The organism is Achromobacter sp. B7 (assembly GCF_003600685.1).
Lineage (GTDB): Bacteria > Pseudomonadota > Gammaproteobacteria > Burkholderiales > Burkholderiaceae_B > Achromobacter > Achromobacter spanius_B.
Genome location: NZ_CP032084.1, coordinates 3795429 through 3813227 on the forward strand (window position 1 = coordinate 3795429; position 17799 = coordinate 3813227).

13 protein-coding genes are annotated in these 17799 nt (G+C 65.9%); 7 read left to right on the forward strand and 6 right to left on the reverse strand.

Going from position 1 to position 17799, the window contains the following annotated elements:
* Window positions 1-31: 31 nt before the first annotated feature.
* On the reverse strand, window positions 32-541 hold the full coding sequence (gene tssB, locus DVB37_RS17090) for a type VI secretion system contractile sheath small subunit (RefSeq protein WP_046806996.1): 510 nt from the start codon (window positions 539-541) through the stop codon (window positions 32-34).
* A gap of 246 nt (window positions 542-787) precedes the next feature.
* Between tssB and tssH the strand changes: the two genes are divergently transcribed.
* The 5 genes from tssH to tssM are packed head-to-tail and all read left to right on the forward strand — an operon-like array spanning window position 788 to window position 11181.
* Entirely contained in the window at window positions 788-3436 is a 2649-nt protein-coding gene (tssH, locus tag DVB37_RS17095) for a type VI secretion system ATPase TssH (RefSeq protein WP_120156278.1), read from the forward strand.
* An 8-nt stretch (window positions 3437-3444) separates the two neighbouring features.
* Complete coding sequence (locus DVB37_RS17100) at window positions 3445-5013, forward strand: sigma 54-interacting transcriptional regulator (RefSeq protein ID WP_120156279.1); 1569 nt, start codon at window positions 3445-3447, stop codon at window positions 5011-5013.
* Window positions 5010-5750: a type VI secretion system-associated protein TagO gene (locus tag DVB37_RS17105; protein WP_205571570.1), complete on the forward strand. Its 741-nt coding sequence runs from the start codon at window positions 5010-5012 to the stop codon at window positions 5748-5750. Before DVB37_RS17100 ends, DVB37_RS17105 begins: the two co-directional genes overlap by 4 nt.
* Window positions 5747-7279 carry a type VI secretion system protein TssA gene (gene tssA / locus DVB37_RS17110; RefSeq protein ID WP_205571571.1) on the forward strand — a complete coding sequence of 511 codons (1533 nt, stop codon included), beginning with the start codon at window positions 5747-5749 and terminating at the stop codon, window positions 7277-7279. Before DVB37_RS17105 ends, tssA begins: the two co-directional genes overlap by 4 nt.
* Window positions 7276-11181, forward strand: a complete 3906-nt coding sequence (tssM, locus tag DVB37_RS17115; protein WP_120156281.1) for a type VI secretion system membrane subunit TssM — start codon at window positions 7276-7278, stop codon at window positions 11179-11181. Before tssA ends, tssM begins: the two co-directional genes overlap by 4 nt.
* A 260-nt stretch (window positions 11182-11441) precedes the next feature.
* Here tssM and DVB37_RS17120 read toward each other — a convergent pair whose 3' ends face one another.
* Complete coding sequence (locus tag DVB37_RS17120) at window positions 11442-11792, reverse strand: hypothetical protein (protein ID WP_120156282.1); 351 nt, start codon at window positions 11790-11792, stop codon at window positions 11442-11444.
* A gap of 301 nt (window positions 11793-12093) precedes the next feature.
* Window positions 12094-12330 carry a DUF3820 family protein gene (locus DVB37_RS17125; protein WP_104144378.1) on the reverse strand — a complete coding sequence of 79 codons (237 nt, stop codon included), beginning with the start codon at window positions 12328-12330 and terminating at the stop codon, window positions 12094-12096.
* 175 nt (window positions 12331-12505) lie between these two features.
* Here DVB37_RS17125 and DVB37_RS17130 point away from each other — a divergent pair, with 175 nt between their 5' ends.
* Complete coding sequence (locus DVB37_RS17130; RefSeq protein ID WP_120156283.1) at window positions 12506-12931, forward strand: copper resistance protein NlpE; 426 nt, start codon at window positions 12506-12508, stop codon at window positions 12929-12931.
* Window positions 12932-13109: 178 nt separating this feature from the next.
* Window positions 13110-13856: an ABC transporter substrate-binding protein gene (locus DVB37_RS17135; protein WP_046806989.1), complete on the forward strand. Its 747-nt coding sequence runs from the start codon at window positions 13110-13112 to the stop codon at window positions 13854-13856.
* A 219-nt stretch (window positions 13857-14075) separates the two neighbouring features.
* Here DVB37_RS17135 and aliA read toward each other — a convergent pair whose 3' ends face one another.
* From aliA to badI, 3 genes are read right to left on the reverse strand one after another with little or no spacing between them, the layout of a single operon-like run.
* Complete coding sequence (gene aliA, locus DVB37_RS17140; protein WP_120156284.1) at window positions 14076-15743, reverse strand: cyclohexanecarboxylate-CoA ligase; 1668 nt, start codon at window positions 15741-15743, stop codon at window positions 14076-14078.
* A 40-nt stretch (window positions 15744-15783) separates the two neighbouring features.
* Complete coding sequence (aliB, locus tag DVB37_RS17145; RefSeq protein WP_120156285.1) at window positions 15784-16935, reverse strand: cyclohexanecarboxyl-CoA dehydrogenase; 1152 nt, start codon at window positions 16933-16935, stop codon at window positions 15784-15786.
* 42 nt (window positions 16936-16977) lie between these two features.
* Complete coding sequence (gene badI / locus DVB37_RS17150; protein WP_120156286.1) at window positions 16978-17760, reverse strand: 2-ketocyclohexanecarboxyl-CoA hydrolase; 783 nt, start codon at window positions 17758-17760, stop codon at window positions 16978-16980.
* Between the last annotated feature and the right edge of the window lie 39 nt (window positions 17761-17799).

The following is a 17799-nucleotide window of genomic DNA, read 5'->3' on the forward strand; positions in this document are numbered from 1 at the left end:
TGCGGTTTGGCATTGCGACAGCAAGGGCGGCTTACGCGGCCGGCTTGTCCAACACAAGGTTCAGTTCCTTGGCCAGCGCCGTGCGCGCCTTGTCATCGGCCAGCAGCGTCTGCAACTGTTTGCGAAACGCCGGCACGTTGCCCAGCGGGCCCTTAAGCGCCACCAACGCTTCGCGCAGGTCCAGCAGCTTGTTCAGCTCGGGCACCTGCCGGGCGATGGCGTCAGGCGCGAAGTCCTTCATGCGCTTGAAGTTCAGCGACACGTTCAGCGTGTCGTCTTCCTGCCCCGCCTCGCCAAGACGCGAAGGCACTTGCATCGTCAGGGCCAGGCCGGCTTCGCCCATGACGTCGTCAAAGTTGTCTTTGTCGATGCGAACGGCCTGGCGCTCTTCCAACGCCGTCTCTTCACCGTGGCCTTTGAAGTCGCCGGTGATCAGCATCTTCAACGGCAATTCCACTTCGGCTTGCTGGTCGCCGGTGGCGGGCACGTACTTGATGTTGATCCGTTCCGGCGGGGCGACGGAGACCGATTTCTTCGACATGAAAGCTCCTGTTGTGAATAAGACAAACCACTCGGGGCTACCGCGATAAGTAGTGCTGGGATGCTAAGAGCGTGGGATACGAAGTCGCAATAGGACGAATAAGAAAACGCCGGAACATTCGCGAATGTGGGCTTTTCGACTTAGTAGTAACCGCGATATTTATGTCTTTCTGATTCCTCCTATGGAAATAAAAACCGCGCCATGGTGTCGTTGCGGATTACTTCTTTGTTCGAAAGTGTGTGAGTCATGATCAGAATTGATCTCTCTTCCCTCATCGATCGCTTGAACCCCATCTGCCGCCAGGCGGTCGAAGAAGCCGCCAGCCTGTGCATCAGCCAGCATTGCGCCGAAATCACCGTTGCGCATGTCCTGACCAAGCTGGTGGATCAGCCGCTGTCCGACATGCGCGTGCTGATCCAGCACGCCGGCCTTGACGCCGATTCCGTGCGGCAGGCGCTGGCCGGCGGCAACCCTTATCACGAGGCCGCGCCGGGCCAATACCCCAGCTTTTCTCCGCTGCTGATCGAATGGCTGCAAGAGGCCTGGCTGCTGGCGTCGCTTGAACTTGCACAGGTCAAGCTGCGCGGCGGCAGTCTGGCGCTGGCCGCGCTGTTGAACCCCGGGCGCTACCTGCCATTGGCCGCCATCACCCTGTTCGAACACGTCAACCGCGAAGCGCTGCGCAAAGCGTTCAACACGCTGTTCGCGCAGTCGGCGGAATCGCCCGGTCCCGGGGCGGACGCGCCCGCCACGCCGATCGATGGCGACGACACGGCCCTTGCCAGATACGGGCACGACTTCACCGCGCAGGCCCGCGCGGGCACGGTTGACCCGGTGCTGTGCCGCGACGCCGAAATCGACTTGATGATCGACATCCTTTCCCGGCGTCGCAAGAACAACCCGATCGTGGTGGGCGACGCGGGCGTGGGCAAAAGCGCGGTGGTGGAAGGGCTGGCGCTGCGCATCGTGCAGCAGCGTGTGCCCGAACCATTGCGTCATGTTGCGCTGTGGGGCCTGGACCTGGGCGCGTTGCAGGCAGGCGCGTCGGTCAAGGGCGAATTCGAAAAGCGCTTGAAAAGCGTCATTGACCAAGTCAAGGCGTCGGCGGGCCGCATCGTCCTGTTCATTGACGAAGCCCATACGCTGATCGGCGCGGGTAATGTGGCCGGCGGCAGCGATGCCGCCAACCTGCTCAAGCCCGCCCTGGCGCGCGGCGAGCTACGCACCATCGCCGCCACCACATGGTCGGAATACAAAAAGTACTTTGAAAAAGACCCCGCGCTGACGCGTCGCTTTCAGCTGGTGAAACTGGAAGAGCCCACCCAGGAACAAGCGGTGCATATTCTTCGCGGCCTGCGGGCGACCTACGAACAGGCGCATCGCGTCTACATCGGCGATGACGCCTTGCGGGCCGCCGTCAGCCTGTCCGCGCGTTACCTGTCCGGCCGTCAACTTCCCGACAAGGCCATCGATGTGCTGGACACCGCCAGCGCACGCGTTGCGACCGCGCTGGCCGAGCCCCCTCGCCGCTTGACCGCGCTGGAGCACGAGCAGATGCAGATCACGGCGGAACTGGCCCAGTTGCGGCGCGATGCGCGCGCGGGCCGCGCGCCCGACCCGCGTCGCATTGCCCAGCTTGAAACGGATGGCGTGGCCGTGACCGAGCGCATGGTGGCGCTGCAACAGGCATGGGAGCGCCAACAGGCACTGGTGGATAAGATCCTGGGCCTGCGCGCCGCGCTGCCGTCGCAAGACGCGGTCGCGGATAACCTCGTCGCGGATGGCGCCGTCGCGGATGGCGCCGTCGCAGATGGCGACGGCTCGGGCGATGGCTCGGGCGATGGCGACGTGCTGGCCGCCACGGTCGCTGAACTTCACCACCTGCAACGCGATGGCGCGCTGCTGCACGCCGACGTCGGCCACGAACAGATCGCACAAGTCATCGCCGACTGGACCGGCATCCCCGCCACCACCATCAGTCGTGGCCAGATGGAACGGCTGACGCAATTGCCCGACGTTCTGCGCGCGCGCATCAAGGGCCAGGACGCGGCCATCGACCGCATCCACAAGCACCTGTTGACCGCCATGGCCGACCTGCGCCGGCCCGGAACGCCCTTGGGCGCATTTCTGCTGGCCGGCCCCAGCGGCGTGGGCAAGACCGAAACGGCGCTGGCGCTGGCCGACGCGCTCTTTGGCGGCAGGCAGTTCCTGACGACGATCAATATGTCGGAATTCCAGGAACGGCACACGGTGTCGCGGCTGCTGGGCGCGCCTCCCGGTTATGTCGGGTATGGCGAAGGCGGCGTGTTGACCGAAGCCATCCGGCGTCAGCCCTATTCCATTGTGCTGCTGGACGAAGTGGAAAAGGCCCACCCCGAAGTCATGAGCCTGTTCTACCAGGCCTTCGACAAAGGCGAGCTTGCCGACGGCGAAGGCCGCCAGATCGACTGCAAGAACGTGTTGTTCTTCCTGACTTCGAACCTGGGCTTCGACCAACAGGACGGGCAGCTTGCCGACCTGTCCGAAGACGCCTTGCGCGCCCGCTTGGGCGCCTTCTTCAAGCCCGCTCTGCTTGCGCGGATGCAGCTGGTTCCCTACCAGTACCTGGGCGAAGACGTGCTGGACCAGATCATCCATAGCCGCCTTGAGCGCCTGCGCGTGCAGTTTGCCGCCCGCTACGACGCCACCCTGGACATTACGGCAAGCGCCCGCGACGAGTTGCGCGGACGCTGCATCCGCCACGAAAACGGTGCGCGCCTGCTCGACGCCAGCATCGATGGCGAACTGCTGCCGCCGCTGTCATTAGCCGTGCTGCGGCGGCTGGCTACGGGCGAGTCCATTGGCGGCGCGCATCTGCATTGGGCCGAGGGCGCATTCACCGCCCAGTTGCATTGAGGCCCGACATGGACGCGCAAAGCGTGGCAAACGTTGCCCGCGACATGGCAAGCGCCAGCCGGCCCGACGCGCTGGCGCAAGTGTTCGTGGCCGCCTGCGCGGCAGCGCCCGCCATCTCGGCCGCCTGCCTGTACGCGCGCAACGCCACGGGCGACGCGCTGGTGCCGTTGGCGTCGGCCGGGTCTCCCGGCCCCGACCTGCACGACATCAGCATGGACGCGCTGGACGACCCCCTGGTCTACGCAATGACCAGTGGCAAGCCCTGCCTGGTAGAGCAGATGTCCGCTCTGGTGGGCGTGGGGTCCGGCTTCGAACGGCTGCGTGAACGCCTGGGCACGCGGCATGGCTTGCTGGTCCTGCCCTTGCTCGATGCACGCCGGCAGTCGTTGGCCGTGTTGGTTCTGGCGGGGCCGTCGCTGACCTTGTCCACGTGGCGCGACCACCCAGTCTGGCGCGCCTTGCAAGCGATGCACGAAGCGCTTTTCGCACGGCTGCACGCCCAGGCGCATGCCGCCGACGATGCGCGCTACCAACAGGCGCTACGCCAGACCCCGGCGGCCGACGCAGGCAAACAGCGCGCCGCGCGCTTGCTGGCGGCCGAATTCATTGGCGTCAGCGCGGCGGCGAAAGCGGCACGGGAAGCGATGCTGCGTTTCGCGGATTCGGCGTTGGCCGTGCTGCTGACGGGCGAAACGGGCACAGGCAAGGACCACGCCGCCTGGTTGATACACCAGGCCTCGTCACGCAACGGCAAGTTCGTGCCCGTGAACTGCGCGGCCATTCCGCAAGACCTGATCGAAGCCGAGTTGTTCGGCAACGTGCGCGGCGCGTACACCGGCGCCGTGCAGGCGCGTACCGGCCTGGTTGCCGAAGCCGACGGCGGCACCCTGTTCCTGGATGAGATCGGCGACATGCCCATGGCGTTGCAAGGCACGCTGTTGCGGCTACTCAATGAAAAGAAGTTCCGGCCGCTGGGCGCCACGCGCGAGCACGGCTCGGACTTCCGCCTGATCTGCGCTACCCACCGACCATTGCCGCAGCTGATCCGCGATGGCCGTTTTCGCGAAGACCTGTACTTTCGGATCCGGCAGCTGACGCTGGCCCTGCCGCCACTGCGCGAGCGTCCGGAAGACATTCCCGCGCTGGCCCTGCACACCGTTCTGCAACACAACCGAGAACGGCAGACTCGCGTGGCGGGTATCGCGCCGGACGCCCTCGCGGTGCTGGCGGCGCACGCCCTGCCGGGCAACGTGCGCCAGCTTCGCAGCCTGATCCTGGTGGCGTCCGAAAGAACAGCGCCAGGCCAGGCCATCCGCGCCGACACGCTTGAACTGTCGCAGGGCGACGTGCCGCCGCTGGCGGGCCACAGCGCCGGCGCCGATCTGCTGCATGGCCTGCTGCATACGGACAACCTGCCGCAGGCGCTGGACGCCTTTCAAAGCCTGGTCATCCGTGCGCGCCTGCGGCAAGTCAATGGATCTCGCACCCGGGCGGCCCAAAGCCTGGGTATCCCCAAACGTACGCTGGCGCGCCGCTGTCAGGCGTGGAATCTGGATCGGGAGGACCACACTTCATGAAACTTGCCCCTAGCTTGGTTGTGCTGATGCTGGCCGCGCCCGTCGGGCAGGCGGCCAACGACCTAGACGCGTTCGCGCGCGACTGCACGCAGATCGTGTCCGGCGTTGAACGGCTGGCCTGCTTTGACGCGGCGGCGGGCACACCGCCCACGCTCTCCGCGCCGCTGAACGGCCATCGGCACACGGTTGCGCTGGACCCGGCCGCAGGCATCCCCTCGACCGCCGAGCCGGCCCCGGCCCCCGACGCGTCGACCGCACTGCTGCCGCCTTCGGCCCGTGCGTACGACATCGTCAGGCAGAACGAATCGACACGCCCGGAGAACGACAGATCGTTTTTGATAAGCGACTCGAACGAGCCGCCCGCCGGACAGCAGCGCGTGGTGATTTCCGCGCCCGCGTTGAACATGCGCCCGCCTATCTATCTGGCCATCACCTGCCTGTCCAACATTTCGCGGTTGCAGCTACTGGCCGACCGGCCGTTTGAACGGCACCAGATGTCGGTGCGGCTGTACATGGACGACCGTCCGCTGTCGCCCGCGCGGCCGTGGCGCGTGCTGGACGAAGGCAACGTGGCGGACGCCGGCCGGGGCCTGGTTGCCATCGAACAACTGCGGCCCTTCGTCGCGGGCGCGCGGCTGCGTGTGGAAAGCGACTATGCGCCTGTCAACGGCCTGACGTTCGACGCCACGGGCCTGCAAGCGCTGTTGTCGCGCCAGCGCGAGGCGTGTCACTGGTGACGCACTACGCCCCGCTTGACATGGATGCCCTGCTGGCGCCACTGGATGCCCGCCAGCCCGCCGGCCACTTCGACGAAGAAGACGAAACCTTCCAGGCGATCGACCACGAGATGATCAAACTGGGCGGTCTGCAAGAAGCGCGGCTGGACTGGTTGTACGTGGACGAGGCCGCTCGCCAGTACCTGGCGTCACAGTGCAAGCATTTTCGCGTCGCGGGCCACTTGATTTCCGCGCGCATCAAGGCAGGCTCATGGCGCCGCTGGGCCGAAGCGGCCGATGTGCTGGCGGGCATGGTCGAGCACTACTGGGAGACCGGGCATCCCAAGCCCGGCCCGACGGGTTACCTGGGCAAGCGCCGACTGGTGTCTTTGTTGGCCGACCGCCTGCGCGACGCGCTGGAAACGCTGCCGGCCGCCAGTTTCAACCAGGCGGATCAGGCGCGCGCGCAGCACGCGCTGGACCGGCTTCAGGCCAGTGCGCCCCAGGCCAAGCTGGACCAGGCATTGTTGACCCGATTGGAAGCGCACTTTTCCCGCCGTGTCGAACAGGCCCGCTATCCCGACGCCGCGGCATCGGCCGCCCCCAGAAGAGGTGCCGGGCAACAAGGCGGCCAGGCCATCAGCGAGAGCTTTTTCGGCGGACCCGGTGGGTCTGCCAGTGGGTCTGCTGGCACCCCTGCCAGCTCCTTTTCCAGCGCCGCGCCAACCGCCTCGCTTAGCGCCGGCGACGAGCGCGAGAACCGCCGTTCCCTGTTGAGCGTGGCCGAATTCATCAACCAGCAGGACGCTTACGATCCCACCGGTTACCAGCTGCGCCGCTTCGCCCTGTGGGCGCATCTGCACGCGGCGCCCAACACGCGCCACGGCATGCGCACCGAATTAATGGCGGTGCCGGCCGATATCGTGGACGGCTACGGCGAAGCCCTGGCCGGCAACGCCGTCAACCCGGCGCTGCTGCAACGGGTTGAAAAAAGCGTCGTCGCCTCGCCCTACTGGATACGCGGCAGCTTTCTGGCAGCCGGTATCGCCGCGCGCCTTGAAATGAAGGACGCCGCCGCCGCGATCCGGCTTGCCACGGAACGCTTCGTGCGCCGCATTCCCGCGTTAGTGGACCTGAGCTTCAGCGACGGCCGGGCCTTTGTCGACAGCGAAACACTGGCCTGGATCAGCGGCGCGGATGCCCACGACGGCAGCGTCGGCCCGCATCCGGAATTTGCCGCCCTGCGTGAAGAACTGATTGCGCAGCTGGACAGCGACGGTGTCGAAACCGTGCTGCATCGGCTGCAAGAACAACAGGGCAATTCGGAATCGCCACGCCAGCGCGCGTACGCCACCGTCATCGCAGCGGACCTGCTTGCCGCTCGCGGCCTGTCATGGCTGGCTCAGAACCTCTACACGAATGTGGCCGTCACGCTGCGCGCGATGCCCGCCCACGAATGGGAGCCCGAGCTGGCCGAACAATTGAACCCATACCTGCCCGTCCGCCCCGCCAGCGACGCGGACAGCAAGAGCCAAGGAGTCCTGCGATGAAGAATGTGTGGTCGATGATCAAGCGCTACGGCATGCCGGTCGCCAGCCAATTCAAAAGCGCCATGCCGATCCTGGTGCTGATCGCCATCGTGTTCCTGCTGATCGGCCTTTGGTGGCTGGGCCCGTTCTGGACCTGGCGTGGCCAGCAACCCCTTGCCGATCTGACCTTGCGTATCCTGTGCACGCTGCTGATCCTGATGGCGCCGGCGCTGGGGTGGCTGTGGGCGCTGCGCCGACGCAATCGCCGGCTGGAGGCCGAGCGCGGCGCCTTGGCGCAGCGCGAAGACGACCCGGTGCTGCGCTTCGTGCAGGCGCAAGAGCGCGCGCTGGATCAAAGCCTGAACGTGCTGCGTTCCAACCTGAAGGGCCGCAACGCGATCTACGAGCTGCCGTGGTACCTGGTGCTGGGTCAGGAAAATACCGGCAAGACCAGCTTCATCAACCGATCCAGCCAAAGCTTTTCACTAAGCAACGAGATCAAGGCCGGCGTGCGCCGCGCGTATGCGGACCCGGACCTGGCGTATGACATCGATTGGTGGATGGGTGATGAAGCGGTGCTGATCGACCCACCCGGCGAACTTGTCAGCCAGACAGAGGCCGCGCCCGCGCCAGAAGTCGCGGACCGTGTATCGGATCGCGCCATGTCCGGCGGCGCGGCGGCAGCTGCTGCTCAGGCCGCCCCGCAAAGCGGCGCGCAAGTCGCCGACCAAGCCGACGGTCCAGTCACCCCGCAATCTCCCCCACAATCTCCCCCGCTGGCGGCGCCCTCGTCGCGCTCGCTGGGGCAGGTCTTGTTGCCGCCCGGCGCGCACGCAAGACTGTGGGCCGGGCTGTTGGACTGGCTGGGTCGCAACCGCAGCCGGCGCCCGCTGAACGGCGTCGTGTTGATGGTTGACCTGGTGACGCTGCTGAATCAAAAAGCCAGCGACCGCAAGGCCTTGGCGATTCTGCTGCGCACGCGCCTGGCGGAACTGAGCCGCCACCTGGGCACGCGCCCGCCGCTGTATGTGGTCCTGAGCAAGTTCGACCTGCTCAACGGATTCGAACCGTTCTTTGCCCGTCTGCCGCGTGCCGTGCGCGAAGACATCTTCGGCTTCACCTTCACGCTGGACTCGGTGCACGACTACGACGCGTGGCTGGACGAGCTGGCCGGCCGCTATGACGGCTTCATCCAACGCTTGAACGAACAGATATTCGACGCGCTGGGCGAGGCCGCCACGATGCAGGCGCGCGAAGCACTGTTTTCGCTGGTGCGGCAATTGGCCGGCATGCGGCCGGTGCTGCTGAGCTTTCTGGAAGACGTCCTGGGCAGTGACCGATACATCACGCCCGCCCTGCCGCGCGGCGTGTATTTTTCGTCCGTCTATCAGCAGGGGCTGCTGTGCGACGCCTTCATCAATGCCGCGTCGCAATCGTATGGCCTTGAAGAGGCGCCCGCGCATGCCAAGCCCAGCGGCCGCTCGGTGGTGTATTTCGCGCAGCAGGTGTTCCAGCGCATCATCTACCCCGAGGCCGGCCTGGCGGGCGACAACCTGAAGGTCATGGCCGACAAGCGCCGCACGCTGCTGGTGGGGTTTGGCGTGGCCGGGCTGGGCTGCCTGCTGATGGCCGGCGGCTGGTACCACTACCACGGCGTCAACCGCCAGATGGCAATGTCCGTGCTGGAAAAAAGCCGCGAATTCAGCGTCCACAAGATTGACGGCAGCAGCGACCCCACGGGCCGCAACCTGTTGCAGCCGCTGGACCAGATTCGCAGCGCCGTCGCGGTCGTGGGCGATTACCGCAGTGCCTGGCCGGTGGTGTCCGAGCTGGGCCTGCACCAAGGCCGCAAGATCGGGCCTAAGGTCGACGAGGCTTATTTGCAATTGCTGTCGAAGCGCTTTCTGCCGGAGTTGGCCAGCGGCGTCATGCACGCCATCAATAGCGCGCCCTCGGGCAGCAACCAGCAACTGGCGGCGCTGCGCGTCTATCGCATGATCGAAGACCGCGACAACCGCCGCGCGCCCATTGTCGAAGACTGGATGACACAGCAATGGCAGGCCGCGTACCCGGGCCAGGGCTCGGTGCAGAACGGCCTGATGCGGCATCTGGACTACGCCATGAAATATGCCGACGCCGAGCTTCCCCAACACCAGGCGCGCATCGCCGACGTCCAGCAGCGCCTGCGACAGTTGCCCATGCCGCAGCGCGTCTACATGACGATGCGCGAACAGGCGGGCAAGATCCTGCATTCGCCGCTGGACCTGCGCCATGAGGTCGGCCCGGCGTTCGACATCCTGTACAAGGATCCGGCCGCGCCGGGCAGCACGGCGGGCGCGACCACGCGCATCGATCCGCTGCTGACGGCGGCGGGCTACCACGGCTACTTTGCCGCGCACGGCAAGGACTTTACCGACCTGGCAATGATCGACCGCTGGACGCTGGGCGAGCGCCAACGCATCGACTATTCAGAGGCCGATAAACAGGTGCTGGCCGAACGCGTGCGCGCGCTGTACAGCAGCGACTACATCGACACCTGGCAACGCAACCTGAACCAGCTTGAAGTGGTGGACTTCAACGACCTGGGCCAGGCGGTAACGGTGCTGGGCAATGTCACCAGCCCGGCCGCGCCGCTGCGCCGGCTGCTCGAGACCGTGCGCGACAACACGGTATTGAGCCCACCCTCGCCCGGGGTCGCCACGCCGGGCCAGCCCACCGACAAGGTCGAGCCGGTGACGGCCAATGCCATCACCGGCGCCAACGTTCCGCAGGTGGCGGTCATTGCGCGGCCGTTTGCGCCCTTGTCGGAACTGCTGCTGTCCAAGGGCGACAAGCCTTCGTACCTGGACGAAAGCATGGGCGCCATTGGCCGCGTCCACGACACGCTGAAAGGCGTGCATGACAGCGCTGAACCCGGCAAGGCCGCGCTGGCCGTCGTGCTGGACCGCTTTGCGCTCAAGGGGGCCGACCCCATCGGCAACCTGCAACGCGTGGCGGTGGGCCTGCCCGAACCGCTGAACCGGCAAGTGAAAAAGCTGGCGGACGAATCCTCGCAGGTGCTGCTGATCGAGGCGCTGAAGGAACTGGAACGGCGGTGGGACACCGACGTCTACCGCTATTACCAGGAACGGCTGGCCGGGCGCTATCCGTTCAATCCGAACAGCCGCGTGGACGCCTCGCTGGAAGACTTCACGGCGCTGTTCGGGCCGCAAGGCAGGCTGGCGCAGTTCAAGGAGCAATACTTGAAATTGTTCTTTGACGACAACCTTGAAGCCTTGTATTCGGAACGCCGAGGCGGCTACCTGGTTCGCATGGACGTGCTGGAGCAGCTTGAGGCAGCCGACCGAATCCGCGATGCCTTCTTCAACAGCCGAGGGGCGCTGGGCGTGCAGTTCAGTATCGAACCGCTGGGGCTGACGTCCAGCCGACGCAGCAGCGTGCTAAGCGTCGAAGGGCAGTTGATTGCCTACAGCCACGGGCCTAGCAATAGCGTCGGCCTGATCTGGCCGAACAATCTGGGCGACTCGACGGAAAGCCGCATCACGCTGGTCAGCGCGGCGGGCACCAGCAGCGGGCTGGTGTATCGCGGGTCGTGGTCGATGTTTCGCCTGTTGAGCCAGGCGCGCCTGGACAGCGCAACGGCCAATAGCGTGGACCTGAGCTTTTCCGCCAACGACGGCGCGATGCGCTATCGCATCACGGCCGAGAAATCCAATAACCCGTTCACGCAAGCGAGTTTTGACGGGTTCGTCTTGCCGCAAACGCTGCTGGCCGAGGCATCCAAGCCGACGCCGACTCCGCCCGCGCCCCTCTTCACCCCGGCGGCCAACCCCAAGGCAAGCACGCCCAAGGGGCCGCCGCGTTCGCCGCCCAAGGCAAGCGCCGCGCTGCCCAAGCTGGCCATCAATACGGCACCGCGCTGATGAATCTTGGGAACGCCGCAGCGGCATTTTGCAATGCACGCCCTGAGCAACCGGCATCCAGGCTGGCACGGCTGCTCTCGGCCGGCAAGCGACACCGACCGGGTCCTGCAAACGGCTGAAGTCGGCTCGGTCCAGCGGGCAACTGGACCCGGCAGGATCCAGCAATTGGCCGATGCCGACCCGGTCCGGCGGGCAACAGAACACGGCAGAATCCAGCAATTGGCCGATGCCGGCCCGGTCCGGCGCGTCCGGTGTACGGCTTACTGCTGCTGGCGGCGTTGTTCCAGCTCTTTCAGGCACTGTGCAACGCCGGCCTGCATCTGCGCGTTGGACACCGCCGCGCGGTCAGACACTTCACGGCAGCGCACATACTGCGCACGGCTTTCCTCGGTGTCGCGCATGACTGGCGGGGGTGCGCTCGGGTCAGGCGTGACGGTCATGCGCAAGGTCGACGGCGGCGACTGGCTGCCGTCCTTGGAAGGCATGCTGGGAAATTGCATTTCCTGGGATGCGGGCGCGGGGCTTTGCATGGACTGCGCATGCGTCACGCTTGCGGCGCCCAGCGTGCAAAGCGCGGCGAACACGGCGGCAGGAACGGAGAATTTCTTCATGGGGACCTCTTCTTTAATGGGCAAGCGCCCTTGGCGACCGGATTGTGGATGCGCGGCCGCCCGGGGCGCGCCGGCTAATCGTAGCGCCCGGTGCGCGCTCTCGTCGTGCCAAACCGCTACAAGCGCCCCCGCAGTTGTTTCGCGCCGTTTCCGACCCGGCCATGCCATCGGGCATTGGGGCGGCCCCAGATGGCTCGGTCCGAAGCAAAGCTCGGGGCTAAATCCGGGGCTAAATCCGGGCCTGAACCCGGGGCCAAATCTGCGGCTAAATCCGACGCTGAATCTGGGCCTGAATCCGGTGCTACGCCTTGGGCGCAGACCCGGACCGCGACGTACGCAGCGGCGCCAGCAAGGACGACAAGCCGTTGTGATCCAGTTCATGCATCAGCGCCAGCAGGCGGCCCAGCTCGCCGGGCGGAAAGCCCTTGCGCGCGAACCACGCCAGGTAAGGGCCGGGCAGGTCGGCGATGAGTCGCCCTTTGTACTTGCCGAACGGCATGTCGCGGGTCACCAGCAGGTTGAGCAGTTCAGGGTCCATGGCGCATCAAGAGATTAAGCCGGCAGTCTACCCCAGCAGTTCTGCCTTGCCATGCACCCTTCCCGCAACGGATTGCGGCACTTTACATCCCGTTTCAGCACCCTCCCGTTACTGTCCGTATCGTGAATCCGGCAGGACATGTTCCGGCAAAAACACTAACCCACAGGAGCTCGCCATGATGAAAACCACCCTGACCTGCACCCTGAGCCTGGCCTTGGTTGCCGGCTGCGCGCCGTTCAAGTCGCATGACGCGCGCGATACGCCCGCCGATAACCACACCGCCCGCAATGCGCTGGACTGGCCAGGCAGCTACGAAGGCACGCTGCCCTGCGCGGATTGCCCCGGCATCAAGACGCGCTTGACACTGCTCAAGGGCGACCGCTACGAGCGCCAGACCCAGTACCTCGACCGTGAGCCGCAACCCGAAATCGTGACCGGCACGTTCAGCTGGGAGTCGGACGGCAGCACCATCCGCCTGGACGCTTCCGGCGACAGCCAGCGCTACTTCGTCGCCGAGAACCAGGTGACGATGCTGTACCGCGACGGCACCCGCCCCACGGGTCCACTGGCCCCGCACTACGTGCTGCGCCGCGCGCAATAAGGCGCGGGTCGGGCTTCGTGCCGGCGCGAAAGCACGCGGACACAGGTGCGACTTCCAGGAGCCAGGTGCGGCCGTGTGCGGGCGCGAAGCCCGCAATGCACAGGCGCCGTCGATCCGGCTATTCTTGAGGGCAAACCGCTGCGCCCTGACGGCGCGGCGCATACCGATCAAGGAAGCCATGAAGACCGACCACGAGCTGCTTTCCGCATTCGCCCCCACCGGCACGCTGCGCGCGTCCATCAACCTGGGCAATCCCATTCTGGCCAACACCGACCCGGCCACCGGCCAGCCGGTTGGCGTCTCGGTGGACCTGGCCACGGAACTGGCGCGGCGCCTGGACGTCAAGCTGGAATTGGTGGTTTTCAAATCGGCCGGCGAATCGGTCAACGCGGTGGCGGCCGAGCAGGCGGACGTGGGGTTCTTCGCGATCGACCCCTTGCGTGGCGAACAAATCGCCTTTACCGCCCCCTACGTCGTGATCGAAGGCGCCTACCTGGTACGCGACGATTCGCCGGTCACCGCCATGGAACAGGTCGACAGCCAGGGCGTGCGAGTGACGGTCGGCAAAGGCAGCGCCTACGACCTGTACCTGACGCGCGAACTGAAGCACGCCGAGATCTTCCGCGCGCCGACCTCGCCCGCCGTCGTCGATACCTTCATGAAAGAAAATCTGGAAGTGGCCGCAGGCGTCAAGCAGCAGCTGCAAGCCGACGCCGCGCGCCTGGGCGGCCTCCGGCTACTGGACGGCCATTTCATGCTGATACGCCAGGCAATGGGCGTGCCCAAGAGCCGGGGCGACAAGGCCAGCGCGTATCTGTCGGCCTATGTGGAAGCGATGAAGAAGGCCGGGTTCGTGGCCGACGCGCTGGCGCGTCACAAGATCCAGGGCGCGGCGGTGGCGCCGCTGGAAGCGACGGGGGCCTGAGCCGGATTGTTTTGGCGGGCGCGCCCCGCCGCTTCGTTATGCGAGCGACGCGGGCGGGGCGTTGCCCAAGGTGACGTCCGGTGCGATGTCCGGTGCATTAGCCGGTGCGCTAGCCGGTGTGATGTCCGACACGCGCGCTCCGAGGTGACGTCCGATGTGATGTCCGACGTGATGTCCGATGTGATCTCCGATGCGATGTCCGATGTCCGATGTCCGCGCCTACCCCGGTGTCCCGCCCTGCCCCTCGCCCAGGCTTGCACTCAGCATCTCTCGCAGCTTGAACTTCTGGACCTTGCCCGTGGGCGTGGTCGGCAGTTGGTCCAGCACTTCCAGGCGTTCGGGAATGTACTGCCTGGTCACGCCGAAGCCTTTTAAGAACTGCACCAGATCCTGCAAGCTCAATGCCTGCCCGGGCTTGAGCGTTACCACCGCGCAGGCGCGTTCACCCAGGCGCGCGTCCGGATACGCCGCGATGGCCGCCATCTCCACAGCGGGATGCCGATACAGCAGCGACTCGATTTCAACCACGGGGATGTTCTCGCCGCCTCGGATGATCACGTCCTTGCTGCGCCCCGTAATGCGCAAGTAGCCGTCGGCGTCGATGCGGGCCATGTCGCCCGTATCGAACCAGCCGTCGGCGTCGGTGGCGTTCAACTGCGGCCGCTTCAGGTAGCCGCCAAAATTGGAGCATGACCGTAGCCAAAGCTGGCCTTCGACGCCGGCGGGCAAGGCTGCGCCCGACGCGTCCCTGACTTTGATTTCAACGCCGGGCAGTGGCTTGCCGTCGGTCGTGCAGGCCCGCGTGTCGTCATCGTCCAGCAACGTCAACGTGACCGCGCCGTTTTCCGTCATCCCCCAGGCCGAGATGATTTTCGCGCCCAGCGCGCGAGTGGCCTGTTCGACAAGGGGGCCGGGGATGGGCGCGCCCGCGCAAAGAAAGACGCGCAGCGTGGGCACCGTCAAGCCCGACTGCGCCACCTGACGTGCGATATCCGTCAGGAACGGCGTCGATGCCATGCTGAACGTGACGCCCAGTTCGCGCATCAGCGCAACGGCTTTCTCGGCATTCCAGATATCCAGCGTGACGGCGCTCGCGCCCAGGTAGAACGGCATCATCAAGCCGTACATAAAGCCGGTCTGGTGCGCCATAGGCGAGCCCATCAGCACAACATCGTCCGAGCCCAGGCGCAGCCGCTCGGCGTAAGCGGCGATGTTGGACAAGCAGGTGTTGGCGGTGTGCATGACGCCCTTGGGCTCGCCCGTGGTGCCAGACGTGTACATCAGTTGTGTGACATCATCCGGGCCGGGGCGAGACTGGGTCAGGATGCGTTCGGCATCCGGCTCGCGTTCCCATTCAGGCCCCGCCAGCAGCGCCTGGAAGCTGTCGGCGCCCTGGCCACCGACCACGATCACATGCTGTAGCGCTGGCAGATCCGCGCGCAAGCCGGCCACCATCTCCGGGTAGTCAAAGCCCCGAAACCGATGCGGCACGATCAGCACGCGCGCTTCGCCATGGCGCAGCATGAAAGAGAGCTCACGCTGCCGAAAAATATGCATCAGCGGATTCATCACCGCGCCGATGCGCGAGCAGGCCAGATACGTGACGACGAATTCCCAGCCATTGGGCAACTGGCACGCCACCACGTCGCCGCGCCCGACGCCCAGGCGCGCCAGCCCCACGGCAGCGCGGTCGGCCAGCGCCGCCATTTCGCGATAGGTGAATGTGCGCTGCGTGCCGGCGTCGGACTGCACGGCCGTCAATGCAACTTTGTCGGGATCCGCCGCCACGCATTTGTCCAGCAGGTCGTTGATGGTCACGTCCCGCCACCAGCCGCGCGCGATGCTCAACGCCCGGCGCGGCGCAATCAATACGGCGTCAAATTCCATGGATGCGTCTCCCAGAGAGGTTGCAAGGAATGCGGGGATATCAAGCGGCCACGGCGCGTCGACCCGCGCGCTCGCGAGCGATGATGATTTTCATGATTTGCGCGGTGCCGTCGCCGATCTGGAATCCCAGCACGTCGCGTAGCCGTTGCTCCATCAGCCCGTGGTCGTATCCGCCATGGCCGAACGTCAGCAGGCATTGATGCACCACGTCGTACGCCAGCTTCGGTGCCCACCATTTGCACATGGCGGCTTGCGCGCTGTGGGGCAGGTTGCGGTCCTTCAGCCACAAGGTCTGAAGGCACAGCAGCCGCGCCGCCTCAAGCTGGGTTTCGGCCTCGGCCAGCGGATGCGACACGCCCTGGAATGCGGTCAAGGGTTTGCCGAAGGCCTCGCGCTGGGCGGCATACGCCCACGTCTCATCCAGCGCTGCGCGCGCCACCGCCAGCACCTGTAGCCCGATCAGCGCGCGCGAATAATCAAAGCCCTGCATGACCTGGACAAAGCCGTGGCCTTCCTGCCCCAGCCGGTGGTCCGCCGGCACCCGCACGTTTTCGAAGAACAGCGAGCCACGTCCGATGGCGCGTTGCCCGTGGCAGTCAAAGCGGTTGCGCGTGATGCCGGGCAAGTCCATCGGCACCAGCAAGGCCGTCACGCCATGCGCGCCCGATTCCACGGTGCCACTGCGGCCGAACACGATGGCGGCGTCCGCTTGGTCCGCAGCGGAGATGGATGTTTTTTCACCGTTGACCACGTAGTGCCCGTCCACGCGCTCGACCCGCAGCCGCAGGTTGGCGGCATCCGAACCGCCGCGCGGCTCCGTCAAGGCAATGGACAGCAACGCATCGCCCTGCGTCAGCCGGGTCAGCCACGGCGCGGCGACCTCGCGCTGGCCATGCTGCGCCAGGATCTGCCCATTCAACGAAGCCAGCAGATTGACGTAGGAAAAGCTCAAGTCGGCGCGCGCGATCTGCTCGTGGATGACGCCGGCCGCCATGCAGCCCAGGCCCTGTCCGCCACAATCCTCGGGCAACTCGGGCGCGATGAACCCCAACTGCCCCATTTCGCGCATCAGGCCGCGATCCAGCACGCGGGTCCTGTCGCGCTCCAGGTAGCCGGGCGCCACGCGGCCGTCCGCGAATCGCCCCGCGTGCTCGGCCAAGACGGACAGGTCTTCGTCGATGTACGGATTCATGTTGTCTCCTCCGGCGCGCCGGTCGTTGCGGCGCAGGCTCGGTTATTTCGCGTAGCGGCGGAAATCCGGTTTGCGCTTTTCCTGGAACGCGCGCACGCCCTCGCGGGATTCCTCGGTGTCGTAATAGAGTTTCAACGCGTACATGCCCATGCCGGCGATGCCCGCCTGATGCGCCGTGTCCATATTGAACGAGCGCTTGGCGATGGCGATGGCGGTAGGGCTTTTCTCCATGATCTCGGCGCACCACCTGGTCACTTCGTCGTCCAGTTGTTCGTGCGGCACGACGGCGTTGACCAGGCCCATGGCCAAGGCTTCCGAGGCCGGATAGCGTCGGCACAGGTACCAGATCTCGCGCGCCTTCTTTTCGCCCACGACGCGCGCCAGGTACGCGGTGCCGTACCCCGGGTCCACCGACCCGACCTTCGGGCCCACCTGGCCGAACACGGCTTTATCGGACGCAATCGTGATGTCGCAAATGGTGCACAGCACGTTGCCGCCGCCGATGGCGTAGCCCTGGACGCGCGCGATCACCGGCTTGGGCACGTCGCGAATGGCGCTGTGCAGTTCTTCCATGGGCAGGCCGATGGTGCCGCGTCCGTCGTACTGGCCGGCGTGCGCGGATTGGTCGCCGCCGGTACAGAACGCCTTGTCGCCCGCGCCCGCCAGCACGATGACGCCGATGTCGGGCGCGTAGCCGGCGCGGTTGATGGCGTGAATGAGTTCGTCGCAGGTGCGGCCACGAAACGCGTTCATCTTTTCGGGCCGGTTGATCGTGATCCAGGCGGCGCCATCGCGCACGTCGTAGAGAATGTCTTCGTAGTCCATCTTGGCTCCTCAAGGGGCATGCGAAAGCGGTGTCGTCCG

Coding starts and splice junctions, on each gene's coding strand:
- tssB (WP_046806996.1), bottom strand. CDS start 541: ATGTCGAAGAAATCGGTCTCCGTCGCCCCGCCGGAACGGATCAACATC.
- tssH (WP_120156278.1), top strand. CDS start 788: ATGATCAGAATTGATCTCTCTTCCCTCATCGATCGCTTGAACCCCATC.
- DVB37_RS17100 (WP_120156279.1), top strand. CDS start 3,445: ATGGACGCGCAAAGCGTGGCAAACGTTGCCCGCGACATGGCAAGCGCC.
- DVB37_RS17105 (WP_205571570.1), top strand. CDS start 5,010: ATGAAACTTGCCCCTAGCTTGGTTGTGCTGATGCTGGCCGCGCCCGTC.
- tssM (WP_120156281.1), top strand. CDS start 7,276: ATGAAGAATGTGTGGTCGATGATCAAGCGCTACGGCATGCCGGTCGCC.
- DVB37_RS17120 (WP_120156282.1), bottom strand. CDS start 11,792: ATGAAGAAATTCTCCGTTCCTGCCGCCGTGTTCGCCGCGCTTTGCACG.
- DVB37_RS17125 (WP_104144378.1), bottom strand. CDS start 12,330: ATGGACCCTGAACTGCTCAACCTGCTGGTGACCCGCGACATGCCGTTC.
- DVB37_RS17130 (WP_120156283.1), top strand. CDS start 12,506: ATGATGAAAACCACCCTGACCTGCACCCTGAGCCTGGCCTTGGTTGCC.
- DVB37_RS17135 (WP_046806989.1), top strand. CDS start 13,110: ATGAAGACCGACCACGAGCTGCTTTCCGCATTCGCCCCCACCGGCACG.
- aliA (WP_120156284.1), bottom strand. CDS start 15,743: ATGGAATTTGACGCCGTATTGATTGCGCCGCGCCGGGCGTTGAGCATC.
- aliB (WP_120156285.1), bottom strand. CDS start 16,935: ATGAATCCGTACATCGACGAAGACCTGTCCGTCTTGGCCGAGCACGCG.
- badI (WP_120156286.1), bottom strand. CDS start 17,760: ATGGACTACGAAGACATTCTCTACGACGTGCGCGATGGCGCCGCCTGG.